This is a genomic window from Maribacter sp. (genome assembly GCF_039968975.1).
Lineage (GTDB): Bacteria > Bacteroidota > Bacteroidia > Flavobacteriales > Flavobacteriaceae > Maribacter.
The window spans coordinates 1-22,310 of sequence record NZ_JBDVOT010000071.1 but is presented as its reverse complement, the minus strand read 5'-3'; the positions used below and the strand labels follow the sequence as shown (position 1 = coordinate 22,310).

The 22,310-nt window shown below is 33.9% G+C and carries 16 protein-coding genes and 1 tRNA gene; 1 reads left to right on the top strand and 16 read right to left on the bottom strand.

Going from position 1 to position 22,310, the window contains the following annotated elements; genetic code table 11:
* Window positions 1-29 precede the first annotated feature (29 nt).
* The 10 genes from ABJI11_RS05025 to ABJI11_RS04980 all read right to left on the bottom strand — a co-directional run bounded on the left by ABJI11_RS05025 (window position 30) and on the right by ABJI11_RS04980 (window position 11,480).
* Window positions 30-1,277, bottom strand: a complete 1,248-nt coding sequence (locus ABJI11_RS05025) for a glycosyltransferase family 4 protein (protein WP_348349989.1) — start codon at window positions 1,275-1,277, stop codon at window positions 30-32.
* 12 nt (window positions 1,278-1,289) lie between these two features.
* Window positions 1,290-1,883: an acyltransferase gene (locus ABJI11_RS05020; protein ID WP_348349987.1), complete on the bottom strand. Its 594-nt coding sequence runs from the start codon at window positions 1,881-1,883 to the stop codon at window positions 1,290-1,292.
* Window positions 1,884-1,887: 4 nt separating this feature from the next.
* Window positions 1,888-3,033 carry a hypothetical protein gene (locus ABJI11_RS05015; RefSeq protein WP_348349985.1) on the bottom strand — a complete coding sequence of 382 codons (1,146 nt, stop codon included), beginning with the start codon at window positions 3,031-3,033 and terminating at the stop codon, window positions 1,888-1,890.
* Between the two features lie 3 nt (window positions 3,034-3,036).
* Window positions 3,037-3,978, bottom strand: coding sequence for a UDP-glucuronic acid decarboxylase family protein (locus ABJI11_RS05010; RefSeq protein WP_348349983.1), 942 nt, complete (start codon window positions 3,976-3,978; stop codon window positions 3,037-3,039).
* Between the two features lie 19 nt (window positions 3,979-3,997).
* Entirely contained in the window at window positions 3,998-4,570 is a 573-nt protein-coding gene (locus ABJI11_RS05005; protein WP_348349981.1) for an acyltransferase, read from the bottom strand.
* Window positions 4,571-4,627: 57 nt separating this feature from the next.
* Window positions 4,628-5,923 (bottom strand): hypothetical protein, encoded by a 1,296-nt coding sequence (locus ABJI11_RS05000; RefSeq protein WP_348349980.1) that lies wholly within the window; start codon window positions 5,921-5,923, stop codon window positions 4,628-4,630.
* 26 nt (window positions 5,924-5,949) lie between these two features.
* Window positions 5,950-8,247 carry a polysaccharide biosynthesis tyrosine autokinase gene (locus ABJI11_RS04995; RefSeq protein ID WP_348349978.1) on the bottom strand — a complete coding sequence of 766 codons (2,298 nt, stop codon included), beginning with the start codon at window positions 8,245-8,247 and terminating at the stop codon, window positions 5,950-5,952.
* A 12-nt stretch (window positions 8,248-8,259) separates the two neighbouring features.
* Entirely contained in the window at window positions 8,260-9,039 is a 780-nt protein-coding gene (locus ABJI11_RS04990) for a polysaccharide biosynthesis/export family protein (protein WP_348349976.1), read from the bottom strand.
* Between the two features lie 63 nt (window positions 9,040-9,102).
* Window positions 9,103-10,449 (bottom strand): undecaprenyl-phosphate glucose phosphotransferase, encoded by a 1,347-nt coding sequence (locus tag ABJI11_RS04985; RefSeq protein ID WP_348349974.1) that lies wholly within the window; start codon window positions 10,447-10,449, stop codon window positions 9,103-9,105.
* 551 nt (window positions 10,450-11,000) lie between these two features.
* Window positions 11,001-11,480, bottom strand: coding sequence for a UpxY family transcription antiterminator (locus ABJI11_RS04980; RefSeq protein ID WP_348349972.1), 480 nt, complete (start codon window positions 11,478-11,480; stop codon window positions 11,001-11,003).
* 236 nt (window positions 11,481-11,716) lie between these two features.
* On the opposite strand from ABJI11_RS04980, the gene ABJI11_RS04975 reads away from it, so the two are divergent.
* Window positions 11,717-11,971, top strand: a complete 255-nt coding sequence (locus ABJI11_RS04975) for a hypothetical protein (RefSeq protein ID WP_348349970.1) — start codon at window positions 11,717-11,719, stop codon at window positions 11,969-11,971.
* 327 nt (window positions 11,972-12,298) lie between these two features.
* Here ABJI11_RS04975 and ABJI11_RS04970 read toward each other — a convergent pair whose 3' ends face one another.
* The 6 genes from ABJI11_RS04970 to dnaE form a co-directional block, all read right to left on the bottom strand.
* Window positions 12,299-14,575, bottom strand: coding sequence for an IPT/TIG domain-containing protein (locus tag ABJI11_RS04970; RefSeq protein WP_348349968.1), 2,277 nt, complete (start codon window positions 14,573-14,575; stop codon window positions 12,299-12,301).
* 62 nt (window positions 14,576-14,637) lie between these two features.
* A complete protein-coding gene (locus ABJI11_RS04965) occupies window positions 14,638-16,497 on the bottom strand; it encodes a hypothetical protein (protein ID WP_348349967.1) in 1,860 nt (619 codons plus the stop codon).
* A gap of 673 nt (window positions 16,498-17,170) precedes the next feature.
* Window positions 17,171-17,244: transfer RNA gene (locus tag ABJI11_RS04960), tRNA-Asp, on the bottom strand.
* Window positions 17,245-17,316: 72 nt separating this feature from the next.
* Window positions 17,317-18,246: a DUF58 domain-containing protein gene (locus tag ABJI11_RS04955; protein WP_348349966.1), complete on the bottom strand. Its 930-nt coding sequence runs from the start codon at window positions 18,244-18,246 to the stop codon at window positions 17,317-17,319.
* Between the two features lie 117 nt (window positions 18,247-18,363).
* Complete coding sequence (gene trxA / locus ABJI11_RS04950) at window positions 18,364-18,681, bottom strand: thioredoxin (protein WP_024481982.1); 318 nt, start codon at window positions 18,679-18,681, stop codon at window positions 18,364-18,366.
* A gap of 210 nt (window positions 18,682-18,891) precedes the next feature.
* On the bottom strand, window positions 18,892-22,310 hold a 3,419-nt coding region (gene dnaE / locus ABJI11_RS04945), incomplete at its 5' end, for a DNA polymerase III subunit alpha (RefSeq protein WP_348349965.1).

The window sequence follows — 22,310 nt, the reverse complement described above, 5'->3', positions numbered from 1 at the left end:
AATATTATTTTTTTAGACATAAATGTAATTTAGCTACCAAGAGTACGTTCAATCGCTTCTGTTAATTTTCTACCATAGTCATCCCATGTCCAATTTTTAGCTGTTTCAATAGCAGCTTTTCCAGCTGCTTCAATCTTTTCTGGGTTGGCAATTAGATATTCAATTTGCTCTCTCAAAGCTTTGGTTGAACCTGCTTCAATAAGCCAGCCGTCTTTATTATGAGTCATGATATCAGGGCCTGCAGTTCGGTCTGTAGTAATTACTGGTGTTCCTTGAGACATTGCTTCTGTCATAACTAGTCCAAAACCCTCAAATAATGAAGGAAAAACTAAAACGTCATTTTGCTGCATGAGTTCTAAAACTTTATCGTGGGGTAAAGTTGGTATCCAGTTATGTTTTTTTAATGCTTCGTTCAATGGACTACAATTTTGGCTAGCTTTATACCCTACAATGGTAAGCGCTATATCTTTATCTAAACCTTCTACGGCTTTAAATAGATTCGCAATTCCTTTTCTTTGAGACAAGCCACCTACAAAAAGAAGCCTTAGTTTTCTAGAATTATCTTTTTTATAATCTCTAGGCTTATCTATAACTGGAGGAAAACCATAAGGTACAATGTGTATTGGTCCTAGTTTACCAGGGTAGGCTTTTAAACTATTTGCGGTAAAAGTACTAGCAACAAAAATGGCATCTGCTAACTCAAGTTCTTCATCTTTTTTTGCCAGTTTGTTTTTTGAGTCGTTAAATCCGGTTAAAGTTGAAGCCCAATCTGGCCATGCAGATTGTTCAATTTTTAAAAGCCGGTGTGCTTCTCTCCAGTAACCTATGGGTAGGTCGTATAAACATTTTATGCTATGCTTTTTTGCTTCTCTAAAAGAATACAGTGCCATGTCTTCATAACTATATACACCTTGAACTCCGGTATCTAAAGCTTTTTTTAAATTTTTTGCAACTCTTTGGTGTAATTCTTTACTTACAGAATCAACATTGAAGAAGCCAGTCTCATGTTTTGTTAAGCTCGATATTTTGGCTTTACTAGCTATATGTCTACCTATTTCACGCCATGGTCTGGTGTTAACGTATGGTTCTAAAATAGGATCAAACCTTCTGCGTTGTATTTCTTGTAATTTAGTTATAGAACTTAATCTGTCCCAAAAATTACCTTCAAATACTGCAATGGTAGTGTAGTATTTAGCCATTAGCTTGGCTTTGGTCAAACCTAAAGCGGCAGAACGAGCAAATGTATTGTTGGTAATGTTAGAAAATATAACTTTCATAATAATATTGATTTATCCCACTAGCCAAGCGCGATTTGGCACTAGAAACTCACATGGATTGTAATTTAAATTTTTACTTCTTTTTTTTGAAACTGGTTTTGCTGGATTTCCAACAACAATTTGACCTGGAGCAACAGATTTAGATATTACGGCTCTTGCTCCTACCACACAACCATTACCCAAAGTAACACCTGGTAATATTAATGCTCCGGTACCAATCCAAACATAATCTTCAATGGTAACTTTTGCTTTGATATGTTGCCATAAAGGATCTTCTACATCATGAGATGCCGTTAGTATTTCTACACCATCATTAATGCATACATTATTGCCAATATGAAGCTCATGGTGAAGGGAGATATTTACTTTTCCTAAAAAAGAAAAAGAACCAACTTTAAATAATGTTTTAGGTCCGCCTATTTGAATTTCACCTATTTCAGCGGTTTTCGAAATTATAGCTCCTTTTCGGATAAGAGATTTTCTTCTTCTATTTTTTCTAAGTAATTCTGGTAGTGAAATTACACGTTTTGCCCATGCCCTTACAAATTGTTTAGAGCCTATTGGGAATTTCGCTCTGTTTTTATATAAATAATTAAGAGTGGCCATTACATTATTTACTTTCTAAACTGGTTAAAAATGAATGTGCAACTTGAGATACCAAATTGCCTTTTGGTTTATTATTAATTTTAATATTCTTCATAATTTTTAATATAATAGCTTCAAGATTTCCTTTTTTGTAATTGTAGATGTTTTTAATTTCCAGAATATTAGGGTCTTTCATATTCCAATCTCTAGAAACACAGATAATATCAAGTTTATGGGCGAGCATGGCAGCAACAGATCCACTTTTTTCTACTAATGCTAATGGTGTTGTTGTAATGCCAATAGTTGAACTTGACAATATTTTAGATATATTGGAAAAGGTTTGTTCTCCCATATTTCTGATTTCTAATTTTTGCTTTTTAGCACAATTTATCAACTTTATAAGTTCATTGCCGTTCCGCCCTAACGTAAGTAAAGAAATAGGTATATTTTTTGTTTTTGAATAGGAAGCTGCTTCAATTGTAAAATTTTCAAATGGTACATTGCTATGAATACCACCAAATAGGACTAATACAATTTCATTTCTAAGTTTTGATTTAATGCCTTTACCGTTAGGCTTTAAATTTTTGATTGGAATATTTGAAAATAACGGTAAAAGCGATACTTTAAAATTAAGATTATCTAAAAGCTTTAAATATAGCTGTGTTTGTGTATGTACAACTTGTGGTTTTAATTTTTTTCTTAAAGATTTTATGACGTGGAATTGTATTTTTCCAATTAGCCTATGTTTAATACTAGCTTCATTTTCGATGCCAACAGCTAATTCATGAAACATGATATGCCACTTTTGGTAATTGGCTATTTTTCTTAATTGTGTAGCTAAGTTTAATGGAATACCTTTTGCACTGAAGGAATAAGGTACATATTGCAAACTAACCCAATCTACATTTCTTTCGTTTACCCAACACTTCGCTTGATAAATTCTTTTATCTATAGAATTAGTAGAACTTAGACGTAAAGTTGAAACACTAATGGTGTCACTAATTTGGTTTTCTTTTTTTATTGTCTTACAAAAAGTGTCGTTTAAAGCTATAATACTAGCTATGTTTCCTTGTCTTATTATTTCGGATGCCAATCTTCGAGTGTAATCTCCAACACCATCTTTGCCGGGTTCTAAAGAACCGCAAATAAAAACTATATTTAGTTTTGACAAATTCTAATTTTTTATTAATTGATCAAAATAGGCTATAGTATCCACCAGCCCTTTTTTTAGAGGAACCTTTGGTTGCCACCCATTTAATTTTTCAAAAGCTAAACTAATATCTGGTTGCCTTTGTGTAGGGTCATCTTGAGGTAGAGGTAAGTGAATTATTTTTGATTTACTTTTTGTTAATTCTATTACATTTTCAGCTAATTCTATCATAGTAAATTCTACTGGATTGCCTATGTTTACGGGTCCTATAAAATCTTTTTCCGTTGCCATCATTTGAATCATTCCTTCTACTAAATCACTCACATATTGAAAACTTCTAGTTTGCTTACCATCGCCAAAAATGGTAATGTCTTCTCCTTGTAACGCTTGCATTATAAAATTAGATACAACACGACCATCATCTGGCTCCATTTTTGGACCGTAGGTGTTGAAAATTCTAATAATTTTCACATCTACACCATTAGATTCATGATAGTTTACAAACAACGATTCTGCACAACGTTTACCTTCATCATAACAAGAGCGTATACCTATGGGGTTAACATGCCCCCAATAATGCTCTGGCTGTGGATGTAATTCAGGGTCGCCATAGACTTCACTGGTAGATGCCTGTAAAATTTTTGCTCCCACACGTTTTGCGAGTCCAAGCATGTTAATAGCGCCTAAAACAGAGGTTTTAATAGTTTTAATAGGGTTATGTTGATAGTGAACCGGTGAAGCTGGGCATGCTAAATTATATATTTCATCTACTTCTACAAAGTATGGCATGGTGATATCATGCCTTATGATTTCAAAAAAGGGATTATCCATTAGATGAAGAATTTTACTTTTTCTACCCGTAAAATAGTTATCCATACAAATTACTTCATGCCCTTCTTTTAGTAATCTTTCACATAAATGTGAACCCACGAAACCGGCTCCGCCTGTTACTAATATTCTTTTCATAAATTAAATTGTTTAAAGTTTAATGTCTTTCTCCTATTTTTTTAGCAGGAACGCCAGCCCAAATCTCGTTTTTTGGAATAGATTTTGTTACAACGGCTCCTGCGGCTACTATAGCACTTTTGCCAATTTCTACTCCCATTAACACTACAACATTTACGCCTAACCAAACATCTTCGTATAATTTAATTTTACTGGAAGTATCAATTTGACGCTCTTGTTTAGGGATTAGTTGGGTAGAATGGTTATGGTCAATAAACCTGCAGCCTGAAGCTATTTTAGAATCTTTTTCAATTTCAATTCGTTCAGTAATATTAAATTCACAGTTAGATCCTATAAATACATTGTCATCAATAATGATAGAAAATCCTTTCCCCCATACACCATCGTGTTTAAAATATATGTTTTCTTCTAATTGGCAATTATTGCCTAATTTAACGTGGTGCGGCCAGGTAATATGCAATTTTGGAATTAAGGTATTCGAACCAATTTTCATGCCTAATACGCGCAAAAAAAATTTTCTAACGGAAGAGAAACAGATTGCAAGATTTTTTTTTTTAATATAAAAGCCTGTCTTTTGAATTAATTTTTGCATGTTGAGGATTTTAAAAAGGTTTGTAGTAGTGAATTTTTCAAATCCATTGATATAACTCTAAGTTTTAAGATAGGTTTTAAATCCATAGACACTATTTGTAATACAAAGTATGATATTTGCACATGAAACTAATATTGATAGGTATAAGATATTTTTTAAATTACTTATATCCAATACATAAATACCACAAGCTAAAACAACAATATTCATTGGTATCTCAAAATAGGTTCTATATTTAATCCAACCTTTCGTTTGATTTAGTGAAGAAATACCTGTAACCATTAAGTTTAGAGACCCCAATATTAGAACTAAACTCAACTCTATATTCAATTCACTGTATTTTGGTCCTAACACCCACAAGAATAAATTTGGAAAAATGTTAGCTATACTTAGAATGAAGACAGATGAAACTAGCAATAATATTACTAATTGATAAAATTGTTTTTTTAAATGTTTTATATTTTGGTTGATTGCAAATTTTGGTCCATATATGTTACCAATTAATGAAGCCAATACATTAAAAATAATTGAGAATCTACTAAGGGCACCTAGGTCTGCTAAGCTATTTGATGTTGAGAAAATTCCTATTAGAAATATTGATATCTGCCCTTGAAATGCAAAAAATAACTCATTATGCCAAATAAGCTTTATGTAATGTAATAATGTTTTTTTATATTCTACATCTATTTGAGCTTTTGTGTCAAAAAGGTGTGCGCTTTTATTTTTAATGTAAAAATAACCGATCCACGTGCTAACAACAGTTATAATTAGAACTAAACTTATAGAAAGTAATTCCTTATAAAATAAAAATATTAAGCCTAAAGATAATAGGCGGGAAGCTTGAATTAAAAGTTGAACTACCTGTACTGTGAATATTTCTTTTCTTAATAATAAGGCTTCAGAAATAAATGCTTTGAATATCTCCGGTATAACTACTAATAAAACACAAATTAAAAAAAAGATAATTTGAGGTAATGAAATATTTTGCTCGGATAGTAAGATATAACCATAAATACCAGAAATTAAAAATGCTCCTGCAGTTAGGTACACTCTTATTGATGATGCTGTTTTAATTAAAGATGATAATTTTGGTATATCATTCCAAATTTCACCACCAATTTTTGTGAACCCTATCATTATGCCAGATGTTGATAAAATCGAAAGAATAGCTAAAATAGATGTTAATATAGAATAAATCGCATATTCGGTTTTAGGTAATTCTCTGACTAGTATAATTCCAATTCCAAAGCTTAAAGCTTGTAATATTAATTGTGAACTTAAAACCTGGCCAACTGGCTTTAAATTTGCTTTTTTTGAATAAACCTGTAATTGATTTCTTATTAGATTAAACACTTTTTAATTAAATTATAATAAACGAATTAAGATTTATACCCATAATTTTCATTAGCATTAGTATCATTAAGTACCACCATCATATTTCTTAATTTGTACTTACTATGTATGTCATTTAAAATTTTAACATCTTTCTTGAGCGAAAAATCTTGTCTTACTATAAAGACAGTAGCGTCTATATTAGGCACAAAAGCAAAAGCATCGGCTACTTTACCTATAGGTGCAGAATCTAGAACAATATGATCATAGTTTTGCTTGAGTTCTTCTATTAATGTAGCTATTCTATCATGAAGCATAAGTTCACCTGGATTAGCGGGTATAGGTCCAGAACCTATAACATCTAAATTTTCATAGTTTGGCACGCTGACCAATAGGTCTTTACTTGTCCATTTTTGATCAACGATATAATCTGTGATACCAATGCTTTCTTTTAAGCCTAAACGTTCCAATAACTTAGGGGCCCTAAGATCAAAACTTAAAGCAACCACCTTTTTTCCGCTAAGGGCCAAACTAGCTGCAAAATTGATGGTGAAAAAAGTTTTTCCTTCGCCGGCATTACTAGAGGTTACCAGTAAAACCTTATTTGCCTTTTTTATAGTCAAATAACTCAAGTTAAATCGCATAAGCCGGAATAATTCTGCAATGGCACTAGTATTGTTTTTATGAACAATTAGATTTTTACGATTTATGTTATGCGAAATTTGACCTAATAAGGGTGCGTTAGTCAATTTTTCTATATCACCTATTCCAGAAATTTTATTGTTTAATTGGTCTTTGGCAAAAACAAAAGAGAATGGAATAAATAGACCCAAAATTAAGGCGCCTAAATAAATAGAGGTTTTATTAGGGCTTACCGGAAAACGACCTGCCTTAGGTGGATCTACTATACGTGTATTTGAAATTGGTGCTTCTAATGATAATGCTTCTTCTTCTCTTTTTTGAAGTAAATACAGATACAGGTCTTGTTTGATGCCCTGATCTCTATTGATGGTTTGTAAAGCACGTTCTGCGGTAGGCACTTTTGCTATTTTGGCTTGAGCTCTATAAGAATTAGCCTGAACATTTTTTTGTGCAATTAGTAGACCATCTTTAATATTTCTAAGGTTTTCTAAAATATCTATTCTAAGATCTGTTAAAGTTCTGTCTAGGGAAACTACCAAAGGGTTATCTGCCGGTGTGGTACGCACAAGTGTTTTTCGCTCCAATTGTTTGGAGTTAAATTGAGAAATTAAACCAGATAAGGTAGGGTCTTGAATGTTTAGGGAGCTGGGTACCAATCTTTCATCACCGTTCTGTCTTAAATAACTTTCAATGGAGTTTAAGATATCTATTTGGGTTTGGTATTCTTCTAGTTGTCTATTCGCTATCTGTGCGCTTTGTAAATATACTGCAGCATCTGAACTTATATTGGTAAGATCATTTTGTTGTTTGTAGGTTGCCACATCATTTTCCACACTTGTAATTTCACCGGTCAATAATTTTAGCCGTTCATCTATAATTTCAATAGTACCAATAGCTAATTGATTTTGGTATTTGACCGATTCTTCGGCATAGAGTTCTATAAGTGTTTGTAAAACATCTTTACCCCTTTGTGGTATAGGGTCTAGTAAACTTAAAGCTAATAAACTACCTGTTTTATTTACCGATTCTACCACTAATTGCCCACTATAGTTCATGGCAACATCTTCAATATTGGTAAACGTGGTCTGTATTGGGGTTTTATCTAAATATTCATTTGAGTAATGTGGGTTTTTAAGAATTTGAAAATATTTTTTACCGGAGTAAATGGTGTCGCCAAATTGGTAAGTACCGGCTTGCACCTCTGTTGTAGCAATGGTACTATTTAAGTTGAAACTTAATGAATCAATAGGCGTGATAATTAAGGGTAAGCTAGAAGTGGGCTGCGATTCTTTACTGGTGAAAAGATAAAAAGGTAGGTTTTTCCAGTATATGTCAATGTCTTTAACTTTCCCCTCAACACTATAACTTACATTTAGTGCTAACTCTTCCAATACCTTTTCCATAAAATAGGAAGAGGTAATAATACCTATTTGATCTTCAATATTTGAAGAAGGTTTTACCAAACCTAAATCCCCCAAAGACTGCTCAGAAGTTGTAGAGGATCCTTTATCCTTATCTTTAATTAAAACTGTACCGGTAATTTGATATTGAGGTATGGCTTTATATCTTAAATACAAAAAGGCTGCAGTAATACACAGAACTACACCGATAACAAAGAGATACCAATATTTAATATAAGAAGCTAAAAAATCTCTTAGGCTGGCATTATCTGAATTGCCAGTACTTGAATTGAGTTCAAACATAGGGATTGAGGTCTATCTAAAATTTATTAACACTAAAGATGCGGCCGTTATAACACCTAATATAAGTGTAATATTAGATCTGGTTAGGCTAGATTGATCTTTTCGAGCAGTTACCGGTTCAACATAAACAATATCATTGGGTTGTAAATAAAAATATGGAGAATCTAAAATAGCCTTGTCATTCAAGTCTAATTGAGCAATGGTGCGTACACCGTTAGCTTCATTAATAATCTTAATATTCTCTCGTTTTCCATAAATTGTCAAATCACCGGCCAAGCCCAAAGCTTCTATTAAGTTAATACGTTCTGAAGGTACTAAGAAAGTGCTAGGATTATTAACCTCACCTAATACCGTTATTCTGTAGTTGAGGTAACGAATAGTTACCATTGGATTTCCTAGGTAATTGGTCAGTAAGTTGGTTAAACTTAATTTGGCTTCAGCCTTTGTTTGCCCGCCAATCTTTATTCTACCTAAAATTGGGAAATCTATAATGCCGTTTTCATCTACCAAGTACCCTTCTTGTGAGCTTGTAGATGATTCGTTGCTTGATGCATTATTCGATGAAATCCGATTAAAAGGGGCAGCTGCGGCCGGATTGGCATCGCTTATTGTAATTTGTAATAAATCTCCTGATTGGATTTGAGGTTGTTTAGGTTTTAATGTAATGTCTTCTGTAAGTAATTTTTCATCGCCGTAATTGCTGAAATAGCCCAAATTTCTGCGGGAGCATGAGAAAATTAACGGAAGAAGAAGAAAAACTAATATTCTCTTAGAATTAAATAATGGTTTCATGTTTAGGTATATAGTGTTTTGTCTTATGCAATATTAAACATAAGTAAAAGGTTATTATGATAATCAGTAAGCCTTTTTATCATTAAAAAATATGTTAGTGACGGTACGTATAATTATATAAATATCAAATAAAACAGACCATTTTTCCATATAGAAAATATCATAACGTACTCTATTGACAATATCTGATTTATGAATTATTTCTCCGCGGTATCCTTTTACTTGTGCTAAACCGGTAATGCCCGGTTTTAGAAAATGGCGTACCAAATATTTCTCAACTGAAGTTTCGTATTTTTTGGTGTGCACTTCCATATGTGGTCTTGGTCCCACAATGCTCATATCGCCTTTAAGTACATTAAAAAATTGAGGAAGCTCATCTATACTGGTTTTTCTTAAAATTCTACCTAGCTTGGTAACACGCATATCATTTTTTGTAGCCATTTTAGTGTCACTATCATCACTTTTGGTCATTGATCTAAACTTGTAGCACCAAAACGTATTTTTATTGACACCATGTCTTTTTTGTTTAAAAAACAAAGGTCCTTTAGAATCAATTTTCATTAAAACATAAATTATCGGTATTAACCATGAAAGTATCAATACCATTACCAACAGTGAAAAAATAATATCAAACGCCCGTTTAATAAGGTTTGAATATTCCATATCTAATGGGGAGGCTCTTAAATTTAATACCGGTACGGTATCATAAAGTTCTATAGACATTGCTCTTGAAAACAGCTCTTTATTGTCTGGTATAATTTTAATTTTTTTTAAGCTATTGTCAGCGATGTTCATAAGATGCTTTATTTCATCTTTGCTTAAACGGGAAGCCAAACAATAGACTTCTTCAACATTATTTTTGAATATATAGTCATAGCTGTTTTCAATGGTGCCTAAGTAGGTTGGGCTTTTTGATTTTGAATTATCAAAATATCCCATATATCTGTAGCCATATTTAGGGATGTCAAAAATGCGCCGAATTTTTTTGAGATTTTTGTCTCTTCCAATAACCACTGTTCTTGTATGAACATATTCTTTGCTTCTTATTAAGTTCCTTGTCCAATAAAATACAATTCTAAATGCCATTAGTAAGGCACAAATAATCATATAGACCAATAATAGGTACTGCCAGGCGTACGGATATGGTTTTAGAAAAGCAAATGATGTGAAGTATACAAGACCAAATAATATATAGAGTTTAAAAAATATTTTAAGGCTAGTTGTAAAGCTTTCTCTTCTTGCAGTGGGATAAAAATCTAAACTATAAGTAATGAAGAACCAAGATAGATTAAAATATAAGACACTGAATATATTTAAATAAGTGATAGGTGTAAATACATATAATGTGATATTGATAATCATTATATGAGTCATAAATGATAGAGGGATGACAAAAAATGATTTTTTCATTACACCTTATTATTTATTTGGGGTTAAACGACTAATAATCTAGCTTTAATTTTAAAATGAAAGGTATAAAACTGCAGTGCTTTATTATTAAGTTATTGATAATAATAAAATGATAGATTTTAATTTTAATGTAGCGCTCCGCGTTGTCAGTCACATAATGTTGGACTAACTTCTGGTTAGAAATTGAAAAGTCGAAGTCTACCTAATACTTCTTAAAATTTATACGGGGGAGGGAATATTGAATAGCAAACATAAGTTGCTTAAAGTTGCATTCCAAAATTTAGTGTTAACGAATCAATAAATTATGAATTACATAAATTAATGTGAAATATAAGTAATTATTTCTATTAATAAGTAGTTGTAATTATTACCTTTTAATGTGAAGTAGTAATTGGTTTATGAATTATATAGTAGTATTCTTACAAAATCTACTAATTTATATGAAATGAAAAGTTATTTAGTGTAAATATTGGTGTTCAATGTACTATTTCTAAGATTGAAATTATAGAATTCTATTGTTTGCGAATTTGTAATAATTAAGTTTAACTTGATTAAGCAAGATCTTTAATCTTCATATTAAGAACAACACCCATACCTTCTAAAATTAGACGCACTCGGCTTTTTCCTATTTCAATAATCTCAGCTTTTTTATTTTTTAGAGCACCATATTTAATTGATATTTTGTCTCCAGGTTCTAATGTAGTTAGGGTGTAGTTTTCTACTTGGTCGTTATTTAACCATTTTTTCAATTCGTCTATTTCATTTTCTCGAATCACTGCAGGTTTTCCTAACCAGTATAAATAACGGACCACCCCAGGAGCATCAAATACTATTTGTCTTTCACATTCTGAAATATTTACAAATACATATGAGGTAAAAAGTGGAACTTCAATAGTCATTTTTCTATCGCTCCATTGCTTTACTTCTTTGATCATTGGGCAATAGACATCTACATGATTAGCGGATAACCTCTCGGCTACTTTCTTTTCATTTTTAGGTTTTACATAAAGTACGTACCAATTTTTTGACATAGGGTCTAAAAGTAGATTCTGTAATTAGGAAACACTGTTTTTGCTCTTCTAGTATTTATATGTGAGCTAAAATATGAATATCATAAAGGTTTATGATGCTCTAAGGCTTAAAATGTAACCAAATAATCATTTAGTGCTTCAAGGTAATTTTTATTATAAGTAAGAAAAAGATTACGTAATTTATACTTTTATCATATTTGGGTCGTTTTGTATATAACCCAAAATCTTATCGCCTTATGTTTTTAAATCTATTTAAGTCAAGTGCTAAAAAAGTGAGCACGCAACCTCTTTCTGAAAATTCGGTTTCTAATGAATTGAATTCATTATTAAATGATTTAACTATTGATAGTACATGTAAAGAGATACACGAAAAAGAGGAAAGTTCTACAAATGAAGTTTCTTCATTGGAAAAACAAATTGAAGAGAATCAAATTCTATATGCTAAAATTATGCAAGAGCGAATGATGAGAACCCGTAGAAAATTAACTTAAGATTAAAATTCTTTCATCTACGTTAGCCTAATATTAAAATCTAATTTACGTATACAAAAAAAGCTCTCAATTTCTTGAGAGCTTTTTGCGGTTTGGGCGATATTTGAAATCTTGTTAGAGAAAATCTGTATCAAAAGCCTATATGTATTTTGTTTTAAATTTTCTACCCCCTCTAAACTTTTAGTGAAAATCTAAGTTTGGTTAGTATTTGAATAATCAAGTGTCTATTATATTAAAAATTTCCTTTACAAGAAAAAATTATAAATAAGTTTCTGTTTTAGGTATTGTGTAATAAACATTTTTAGACTCTGAATTAAAAGCTTAATATCACTCCGGTACGTATTCAAATAAGTCGAATTGAGCTGCATCAGCTCCTGATCCTACGGGCCACCCACTTCCGCCAATATAAGCTCTGCCATTAAGTTCAAATGAGAAATGACCAGCTCGGGGTTTCCCAGTATCGTCTGACTGTATCCATTCATCCGCAACGGCATCATACCTCCAAGATTCAAGACCGTTATACCCAACACCACTTACATATCCCGATCCATTCAAGTTAAAACCAACTGAATAATTTGCAGCATAAGGAAAATCAGCAATTTGTGTCCATGTATCGGTACTTGCTTTATAAGACCAAGAGTCGTAATCCCCGGTATTTCTAGCCCCTCCCGTGATGTAACCAATATCATCAATACTAAAGTTTGCGGTCTCTGTCCGGATTTGTCCGCCCCATATATCGAATGGTAAGCTACTTACTTCGGTCCAAGAGTCTGATGTTGGACTATATTTGTAAAAATCGGTATAAGCAACTTCTCTGTAAGGTTCAAAATCTGAACCTATTCCAAGAAATACATCGCCATTTATAGAGAACTGTGCGGCACCATCTCTTCTATTGCCTATAAAACTACTTTTTTGAGACCAAGATGAAGTGCTTGGGTTATACTGCCAAAAGTCATTGGTTGTATTTGCGGTATACATATACAGAAAGTTACCATTTGTCATCAACTTGCCTGTCCATTTTGGATCAAAGGGTAAACTACTTTTTTCCCAAGACAAATTATCAGAATTTAATTTCCAAAGATATGCCTCTCCGCTAGTTGCATTTTTGTCTTGAGCTATAACGAAAGCCGAACCTTGAGCTACGGCGGCATTGTTGATGGACCTATAATAATGGAAAGGTAAAGTGTTCGATATCATAATCCATTTATCCAGTATTGTCAAATCAATTTCATGTTCAACGACCAAATCTAAAAGTTGAATTTTCACCTTGGCTTTTCTTCTTGGATAAGGTCCCCAGGGTACAGTTACAGTCAAAGAATCACGATTTCCTGAAATTATTTTCGCTTCCGTATCCTCAAACGTAACTATATTAATGTTTTTGTCAGGATGAAAATATGCTCCTTCTATAGTTAGCTCCTTATTAGCGAAAGAAGTTGTAGGCACCACACTTATTTCTGGCGGCGTCAAATTGAATTTGAAAGGTGCAACGTTTTCTTGAAATTGTGCTGCAACCCTTATACTATTGGTGTTTTTTTCTAAGTTATCAGGTACAATTACAATAATTTCGTCTTTTTTGGCATTAACCACTTTAGCTTCTACATTATCAAAATATACTTTGTTCTCTGATGCGAGCAGAGCAAAATTATCTCCGATTATGCTAATCTGATCTCCGAAAGTTGCCATAGCTGGACTAAAGCTATTTATAGACGGAGCAGTCAATTGAAAATTTTCTTCATAGATTACTTCTTGGACTTGTGCTATTACTTTAATTTTCTCTGTCGCCGATGGTACTTCTTTAGGAACAATTGCTTTTATGATAGTTCTCGAAGCTTCAATAACCTCTGCTTGGGCATTACCAATAAACACTTTATTTCCGCTCAATTGTAAATCAAAATGGTTGCCAATAATGGAAATAGTATCACCGATTATACCATTACTTGGAGTAACCGAGTTGATTTCTGGTTTGTAAAGGTTTAGGTTTGAAAGTGTTCCAGAACCGTTAGAGTTTTCGACTATAATTTCTGGAGAGGGAAAACTTAAGTGTTGTGGTACAATACTTTCTATTATGGAATCGGTAAGCGATACTATTTGACTTTGATTTCCAGAAAATTTAATCTTGGTCTGCGTTGTATTGTCATCAAAGTGCTCGCCTCTTATTGCAATAGTATCCCCTAAATGAACCAATTCAGGGGAAACAGAATTAATCATGGGCGCCATACCGTTGTTGTATAAAAAAGATTGTACTTCACCATATTTTTTTTTGCCATTAAAGGAAATAAATGCCTTAAAAAAATATCGCCCATTTACTATAAGTGAATCTTCAATACCAAACTGATAAATTCCATCGGTCTGAAGTGGACCCAAGTTTATAGTTTTTAAATCGAAGGAAAGCAAACTGTCAAGACCTTGTTCAAATCCATGACTTGATACTTGTTGGTCATTCGCAAGAGCTCTTCCCGACAGGGTGACAAACTTATTGTTCTCCGTTGAGATAGCTTCAAGGGTCTCTATAAAAGGGTCGTCTAAAGATACTTCTTCCTCTTCAGGAGAATTAGAAACTGTTGAACTTTGTTCATCCTTATTGCATGAAAATAACGATATCATGAAAAAGGATGAAAAAAGAAGTTTTTTGAAAATAGACATCTTGTTTAATGTTTCTTTAATACTTATTGTAAATTAATGAGCTCTACACCGAAACTGTTTGGAGTATAATAGGAATAGTAAGAATAACTTAAGTCAAACTGGGTTGGTGAGCTTAGTGAGATAATAGTATTGTCTCGCCTGAACATGAAAATAGGATAGCCTTTTGTAGCCATTTCTCCAGTTTTGTTTAGGGTACTACTATCATAAGTATAAATGGATTTTTCGTTGCTTAGTCCGGCATAAATGTACGTTGCATCAGAACTGAATTCAAAATCAGAAAAAGTTCCGGACCCTCTTGGGAGTACCCCAGAAAAAATCATACTTGAATCCGCAGAATAAACCGCACCCTGAGATGATGTGACTAGAAAATTATTATTAGGGGCAACTTCAAAAATATAAGCATTTAGCGGATGATCACTATGGTATCTATCGTTAGTGTGTTCTAAAATCATACCTGTTGTAGAATCAAATCGATAGTAATCCATGTCAATAGGACTTATGCTTGTTGTAATTTCAATAATTTCATTTCCGCTTGGAAGTAGCTTAAGAATACATCGGTCAAAATCACCTCCTCCATCTAATAACTCTAAAGAACTTCTGTCAAATATTTTCAAGGGATCTTCCCACCATGGTGAAGGTGTAGAAGAAGAAAATACAAGCCCATTATTATCGGTTATTACAGAAACTACAGGTGACCCAACATTCATAACCGCTTTGTATTCTAAAGTTTCCAAATCATAGATATAAATCCATCCATCACTATTGGGAACATACAGCTCTTCGCCACTACCATTATTACCGATTGCAAATTGTCCTATTGTTCCTTCAAAAGTTTTTTCAGATACAATAGCCATTTCCTCATAGTTGAAAACCAAGATTTTTTGATCTGGTGTTCTTATATAAATTAATGGTTTAGTGTTGTGAATTTCAGCTTGTAGTGGTTGAATATTGAAAATTGATGCGCCTTCATTTGTCACAGTATTACTTTCACGAGAATATCCTGAGCTATTATAGTACTTAATATAGTAGTTAACTTCGGACGAAAACGGGACAGCTTCATCTTTATAAAAAGTAGTACCTTGATCTGTAATTGTAGTGACTAATTCATGAGCGTAAAATTGAGATTCAGAATATCTAATTATTTCTAATTTTTCAATATCCGAAGGCAATTGTCCCCAATTAAGACTTATTGAAGAGTCACTATTTTTCGTAGAAGATAATTGCAATAATGGTGGCGCCAAAGTGTTTATGAGAATAGAATCCTTTGACACGATTCCTAGTTGGTTAGTGGCGGAAAGTGTTATATAATGTTCCGATTTAGTTAATGAATTTACGCTCAAGGATGTGCTTCCATCATCTTCTAATATAGAATTCGCAAGTGGTCCATCTATATTACTGCTCCATTCGTAAGCCAAATTAGAATTTTCTGTGTTATTATCTGTAACAATGCCAGTAAAGGTAATTTCTTCATTTTCGCTGAAACCTGTACCCGAAACTGGAGAGGTTATAGTTGCGGATGGTTCGATTAAACGTCCGATAATCAATTTTAGATCGACTGAAGTAATTTCATCAGCCTTCACTGAGGTAATTACCTTGCCACTACCATAATTTTTTATAAATGCATAAACATCATATTTTTCTGCCGGGATATCTTCTATTTCCACTTGACCAAAAGAATTGGTCAACAATGTTTTAGTGGGTGGGTATGTTATAACGGTGACACCTTCATTAACAGGTGTATTTTCTTCATAGACAGTAATAACCAAAGTGGCATTACCAATTGGATTATCATTATCATCAGTATCTAATGAATCTGTTTCATCCTTTGTGCAAGAGAATAATAGAAATAGGGCTAAAAACAAACAATAATATCTGCTCATCATCTTTAATAGGGAGTTACATGGTTGGTATATATATTCTAAAATGGAAATTGGTTGAGATAAAGCGAATTGGTAAAATTCACTGGTAATCTTAAGATATTTTCATACTCAAAGGTAGAAAAATACTCGTTTTATTTATAGAAAATAGACTATCGGTCATGTAAAACCGATAAATATTCTACATACTAATTACTAAACTATTGAGTTGCAAGTAAAGTATACTTCAATTAAAGTAATAATATGTTTTTCCAACTTTTTTCAAATTTCTTGATGTCTTTTGGTTTATCCCCGATTAATATTTTTGACCAAGAATTGGTTGTTTTGTGCTTTTTTAAATCTAGTATCAAACAAGAATATGGTTTGAAAGCTTTTTGGGATACAAAATATTAACAGGGATTATGTGCAAAAATCTGAGAGGATTTAGAAGGTATTAAATTGTTAGTGGCATTTTCATCTTTAAAATTTGAATCCTCGTTTATTTTCTTTTGTCAGCTTTATGTTGAAGTTTTTACTTCTGGTTTTTTTGAAGTAATAAAGATGTATAAAATACCATCCATGTGTGTGTTTTAGTAGATGTGAAAAATGCACAGATTTTCTCGTTCTTAATAAGTTGTTGTATGGTGACTTATTATTTATTTAAAACGAAAAAAGCTCTCAATTTCTTGAGAGCTTTTTGCGGTCTGGACGGGACTCGAACCCGCGACCCCCGGCGTGACAGGCCGGTATTCTAACCAACTGAACTACCAGACCGTGGCGTTTAGCGAGTGCAAATATATGTAGTTTATTTAATTGCACAAGCATTTTTTTTACTTTTTTTTCAATCTAGAGGAATTTATTTCTTTCTACGAGAAAAGTATTGAGGACTTTTGAGAAATCTTGGTGTATATCTATGTCTACATATTTGATTTTATATTGGGCGCATTTCATTTTTATGTCAGATAAATAAGCTGTAATGCGTTCATTGTAAGCTTCTTTAATGTTATCAGCATATAAGTCTAAATGTTCGCTGGTTTCTACGTCGACAAATCTTTTGGGTGTATTTTCAAAATTGAAGTTTAATTCACGATTTTTATCCATCGGATGAAAAAGTACAACATCGTGCTTATTATATTTCAAATGACGGAGCGCTTCGAACAATTCATCATCGTTTTTTTCGGTTTGAAACATGTCGGTAAACAGAAAAATGAGACTTCTACGTTTAATATTTTCTGCAATTTGATGTAAATAGGTGTAGGTATTTGTCTCTTTTGGCGGATTTTTAGCCACACCAACGGCACTTAATTGTGCCAATAACATTTGAAAATGACGCTCGCTTCCCTTTTCTGGAGCATAATAATTATAGGTATCAGAATAAATACTCAACCCAACGGCATCTCGTTGCCTTTTAAGCACGTTCATGAGCGCAGCAATTGCCAAGACGCTAAACCCTATCTTATTTAAAGAATCGATGCTTAGATTATCTACATGTGGATAATACATAGACGCAGAGTTGTCCAATATCATGTGGCACCTTAAATTGGTCTCCTCTTCATATCGCTTTGTGTAAAGCTTATCGGTCTTCGCAAAGAGTTTCCAATCTATATGTTTGGTGCTTTCACCATTGTTATAGATTTTATGTTCGGCAAATTCAGCAGAAAACCCGTGAAAGGGACTCCTGTGTATACCGCTAATGAACCCTTCTACTACTTGGTTGGCAAGAAGCTCTAGGTTAGAGAATAATGATGATTTGTTTAATTCTGATTGTAGATTCACAATTCTAAAGATACTAAAGACGGTTTAACTTTAAGAATGGTAATAATTAAAATTGTCCCATATAAAAAGAGCTGGCATATGCCAGCTCTTTTTATATTTTATATAAGTGTATGAAGCTTACAAAGCTGCGTCTATAGCATCTGTATAAACTTTCTTAGGTGATACACCTACTTGTCTGCTTACAATTTCACCACCTTTAAAAACTAATACAGTAGGTATGTTACGTACCCCGTATTTAGCGGCGAATTCTTGATTTGCATCTACATCAACTTTACCAACAACAGCTTTGCCGTCATATTCAGTACTAACTTCGTCAATGATAGGACCTACCATACGACAAGGACCGCACCATGCTGCCCAAAAATCTACTACTACTGGTTTATCGCTTTTTAATACTACCTCGTCAAAAGTAGCATCTGTTATTTCTAATGCCATCTTAATTTCTTTTATTGATTATGCAAATTTAGTCAATTATTCTTCTGTTTCCTTACAGCTTGGCAATTCGTTTTGCCTATTCAGGTATCAAGCTAATTTATATATTTATATAGTTCTTTTCTTACATAGAGTCGCTGGTCATAAAATACAGTTAGCGATTCTAATATGTGAATTTTACTATTTCAATAGTCAAATATGATACTTGCTGCTTTAATTCAGTTTAAAATGAACGTCTTGTTTCTCTAAAAGTTGTAATAACTCGGTTGAAATATTTACTTTTTGTCGCCTGCTGTTTAGTGTAACCTTAATTTTTTCTTCCATTTCATAAACGATAAAATTAACCGGATGTTCTCCTACGTGGTCTATGAAAGTGTCTTTAAGGGTACGAACCTTCTCTTCTTTTAAATCGGCAATGTTCAGTTTTATCGTGAGCTTTCTGGCATAGGTTTCCATAACTTCTTGTAACAACATAAAACTGTTGAACTGCATCCTTGGATCCCCTTTTTTACCGGTGTCCTTGTTCATCCATCCATCACGAACAAATAATTTTACATAAGCAAAAGAGTTGATCATTAAGAAGTGCCTGAATTTTAAATATTCTTCTCCAAAAATCCGAAACTCATAAGAGTCTGTGTAATCTTCCATCGTAAAAGCAGCCCAGCCTTTACCGTTTTTAGAAACTCTATGTTGTACATCTGTAATTACGGCGGCAAAGGTGAGTTCTCTATTTACATAGGTAGGCAAATCATTTACACATGCTATGTTGGCATTGCAGAATGCTTTTACCTCTGTTTTGAAATCATCTAGGGGATGACCTGAAATATAAATACCAACCACTTCTTTTTCTCTGCGCAGTTTCTCCATAGTTCCCCATTCTTCACATGGTGGTACCACAGGTTCTGGTATTTGCACTTCGCTGGCATCACCAAATAAACTTACTTGGCTTGAGTTCTCGCTTTCTTGGAATTTAGCGCCATACTTTATGGTCTTTTCCAGAAAGGTTACTCCGTCACCTTCATTATGAAAATATTGTGCTCTGTGGGTGTCTCCAAAAGAATCGAACCCACCTGCCACAGCTAAACTTTCAAATGCTTTTTTATTGGCTGCGCGAAGGTCTATACGTTTTGCAAAATCGAAAACGGATTTATAGGGTCCGTCTTCTTTTCTGTTCTCAACGATGGTTTCTACCGCACCACGACCAACACCTTTTACGGCTCCCATGCCAAAACGAACGGCGCCGGCATCGTTCACGGCAAACTTATAGTAAGATTCGTTTACATCTGGACCCAATACTTCTAAGCCCATACGTTTACATTCCTCCATGAAGAAGGTAACTTGCTTAATATCGTTCATATTGTTACTCAATACTGCAGCCATATACTCGGCAGGGTAGTGGGCTTTGCAATATGCGGTTTGGTAGGCAATCCAAGCATAGCAAGTAGAGTGCGATTTGTTAAAGGCGTAGGCGGCGAATGCTTCCCAGTCTTTCCATATTTTCTCCAGTTTATCAACCGCATGTCCTTTGGCAGAAGCTTGTTCAATGAACTTTGGCTTCATTTTATCAAGTACGTGCTTTTGCTTTTTACCCATTGCCTTACGCAAGACATCGGCTTCACCTTTAGTAAAGTCCGCCAGTTTTTGCGAAAGGAGCATCACTTGCTCTTGGTATACCGTAATACCGTAGGTTTCCGCTAGGTATTCTTCGTTTGCATCAAGGTCATATACAATTTCTTCAGTACCGTGTTTACGGGCAATGAAACTTGGTATGTATTCCATTGGGCCAGGACGGTACAAGGCGTTCATGGCAATAAGATCCGCAAAAACCGTTGGTTTAAGCGATCTCATGTGTTTTTGCATGCCGGGAGATTCATATTGGAATACCCCAACAGTTTCTCCTCTTTGAAAGAGTTCGTATGTTTTTACATCATCTAGAGGAAAATTCTCTGGGTCTAGCTCAACACCGTGTTTCGCTTTTACAATTTTAACGGTGTCCTTTATCAAGGTCAGCGTTTTCAATCCCAAGAAATCCATCTTCAACAATCCTGCATCTTCCACGACCGAGTTGTCAAACTGGGTACAGTACATTTCAGAATCCTTGGCTAGGGCAACAGGAACGAACTTGGTAATATCATCTGGAGTAATAATAACTCCACAGGCATGAATACCGGTATTACGAACGGAACCTTCTAAAACATATGCTTGGTTCAAGGTTTCCGATTCAGGACCGTCGCCTTCGGAAATCGCTAAAAGCTCGTTTATTTTTTCTAAATCTTCCGATCTAAACTTTGAGCGTAAGACCTTTTCATCGACCCCAATTATCTTTTTTAGCTTAGACATGTCAGGAATCAACTTTGCCATTCGATCAGAATCTTGCAAAGGCAAATCTAAAGCACGTGCCGTATCTCTAATGGCAGATTTGGCAGCCATGGTACCATACGTGATAATCTGTGCCACTTGGTTAGAGCCGTACTTGTCAATTACATAATCCATAACACGACCACGCCCTTCATCATCAAAGTCAATATCAATATCGGGCATACTTACACGATCCGGATTTAGGAAACGCTCAAAAAGTAGGTCGTACTTAATAGGGTCTAGATTCGTAATCCATAAACAATAAGCTACGGCAGAACCTGCTGCAGAGCCACGACCAGGACCAACGGATACATCCATATCTCGTGCGGCCCTAATGAAATCTTCCACAATCAAGAAATAACCAGGGTACCCTGTTTTTTCAATTACTTTAAGCTCAAAATCTAGCCTTTCATCAATTGCAGGAGTAATTTCCCCGTATCTTTTTTTGGCACCTTCATAGGTAATATGACGTAGAAATTTATTTTCACCACGCTTACCACCGTCCAGTTTATCTTCTTCAAATTGAAACTCTTCAGGAATATCAAAGGCAGGTAACAGTACATCACGTGCCAAAGTAAAGGTCTCTACCTTGTCCACGATTTCTTGAATGTTGATGATGGCTTCCGGAATATCCTTGAAAAGCTCTTTCATCTCATCAGATGACTTAAAATAGTATTCTTGGTTGGGTAGCCCGTAACGATACCCGCGACCACGACCTATGGGTGTAGCCTGTTTTTCACCATCTTTTACACAAAGAAGAATATCATGCGCATGTGCATTTTCTTTTTCTACATAATAGGTGTTGTTGGTGGCAACCAACTTTACATTGTGCTTTTTTGCAAATTTTATCAGTACCTGGTTTACACGGTCTTCATCTTCCTGTCCGTGACGCATGATTTCCATGTACAGGTCATCACCAAAAGTTTCTTTCCACCAAATTAATGCTTCCTCCGCCTGGTTTTCGCCAACATTCAATACTTTACTGGGAACTTCACCATAAAGGTTTCCTGTAAGTACCATAACATCTTCCTTGTACTGCTCAATAACTTTTTTATCGATACGAGGTACATAGTACTTACCGGAAACAAAGGCAATCGAAGACATTTTTGCCAAATTCAGATATCCTTTTTTGCTCTTGGCAAGCATTACGATTTGGTATCCGTTGTCTTTTTGAGATTTGTTGGTGTGATCTTCACAAACTTGAAACTCACAGCCTATGATAGGTGTAATTTCTTGTTCAGGTTCCGGTAATTCGTTTAAAGGTTCTTGCCCTT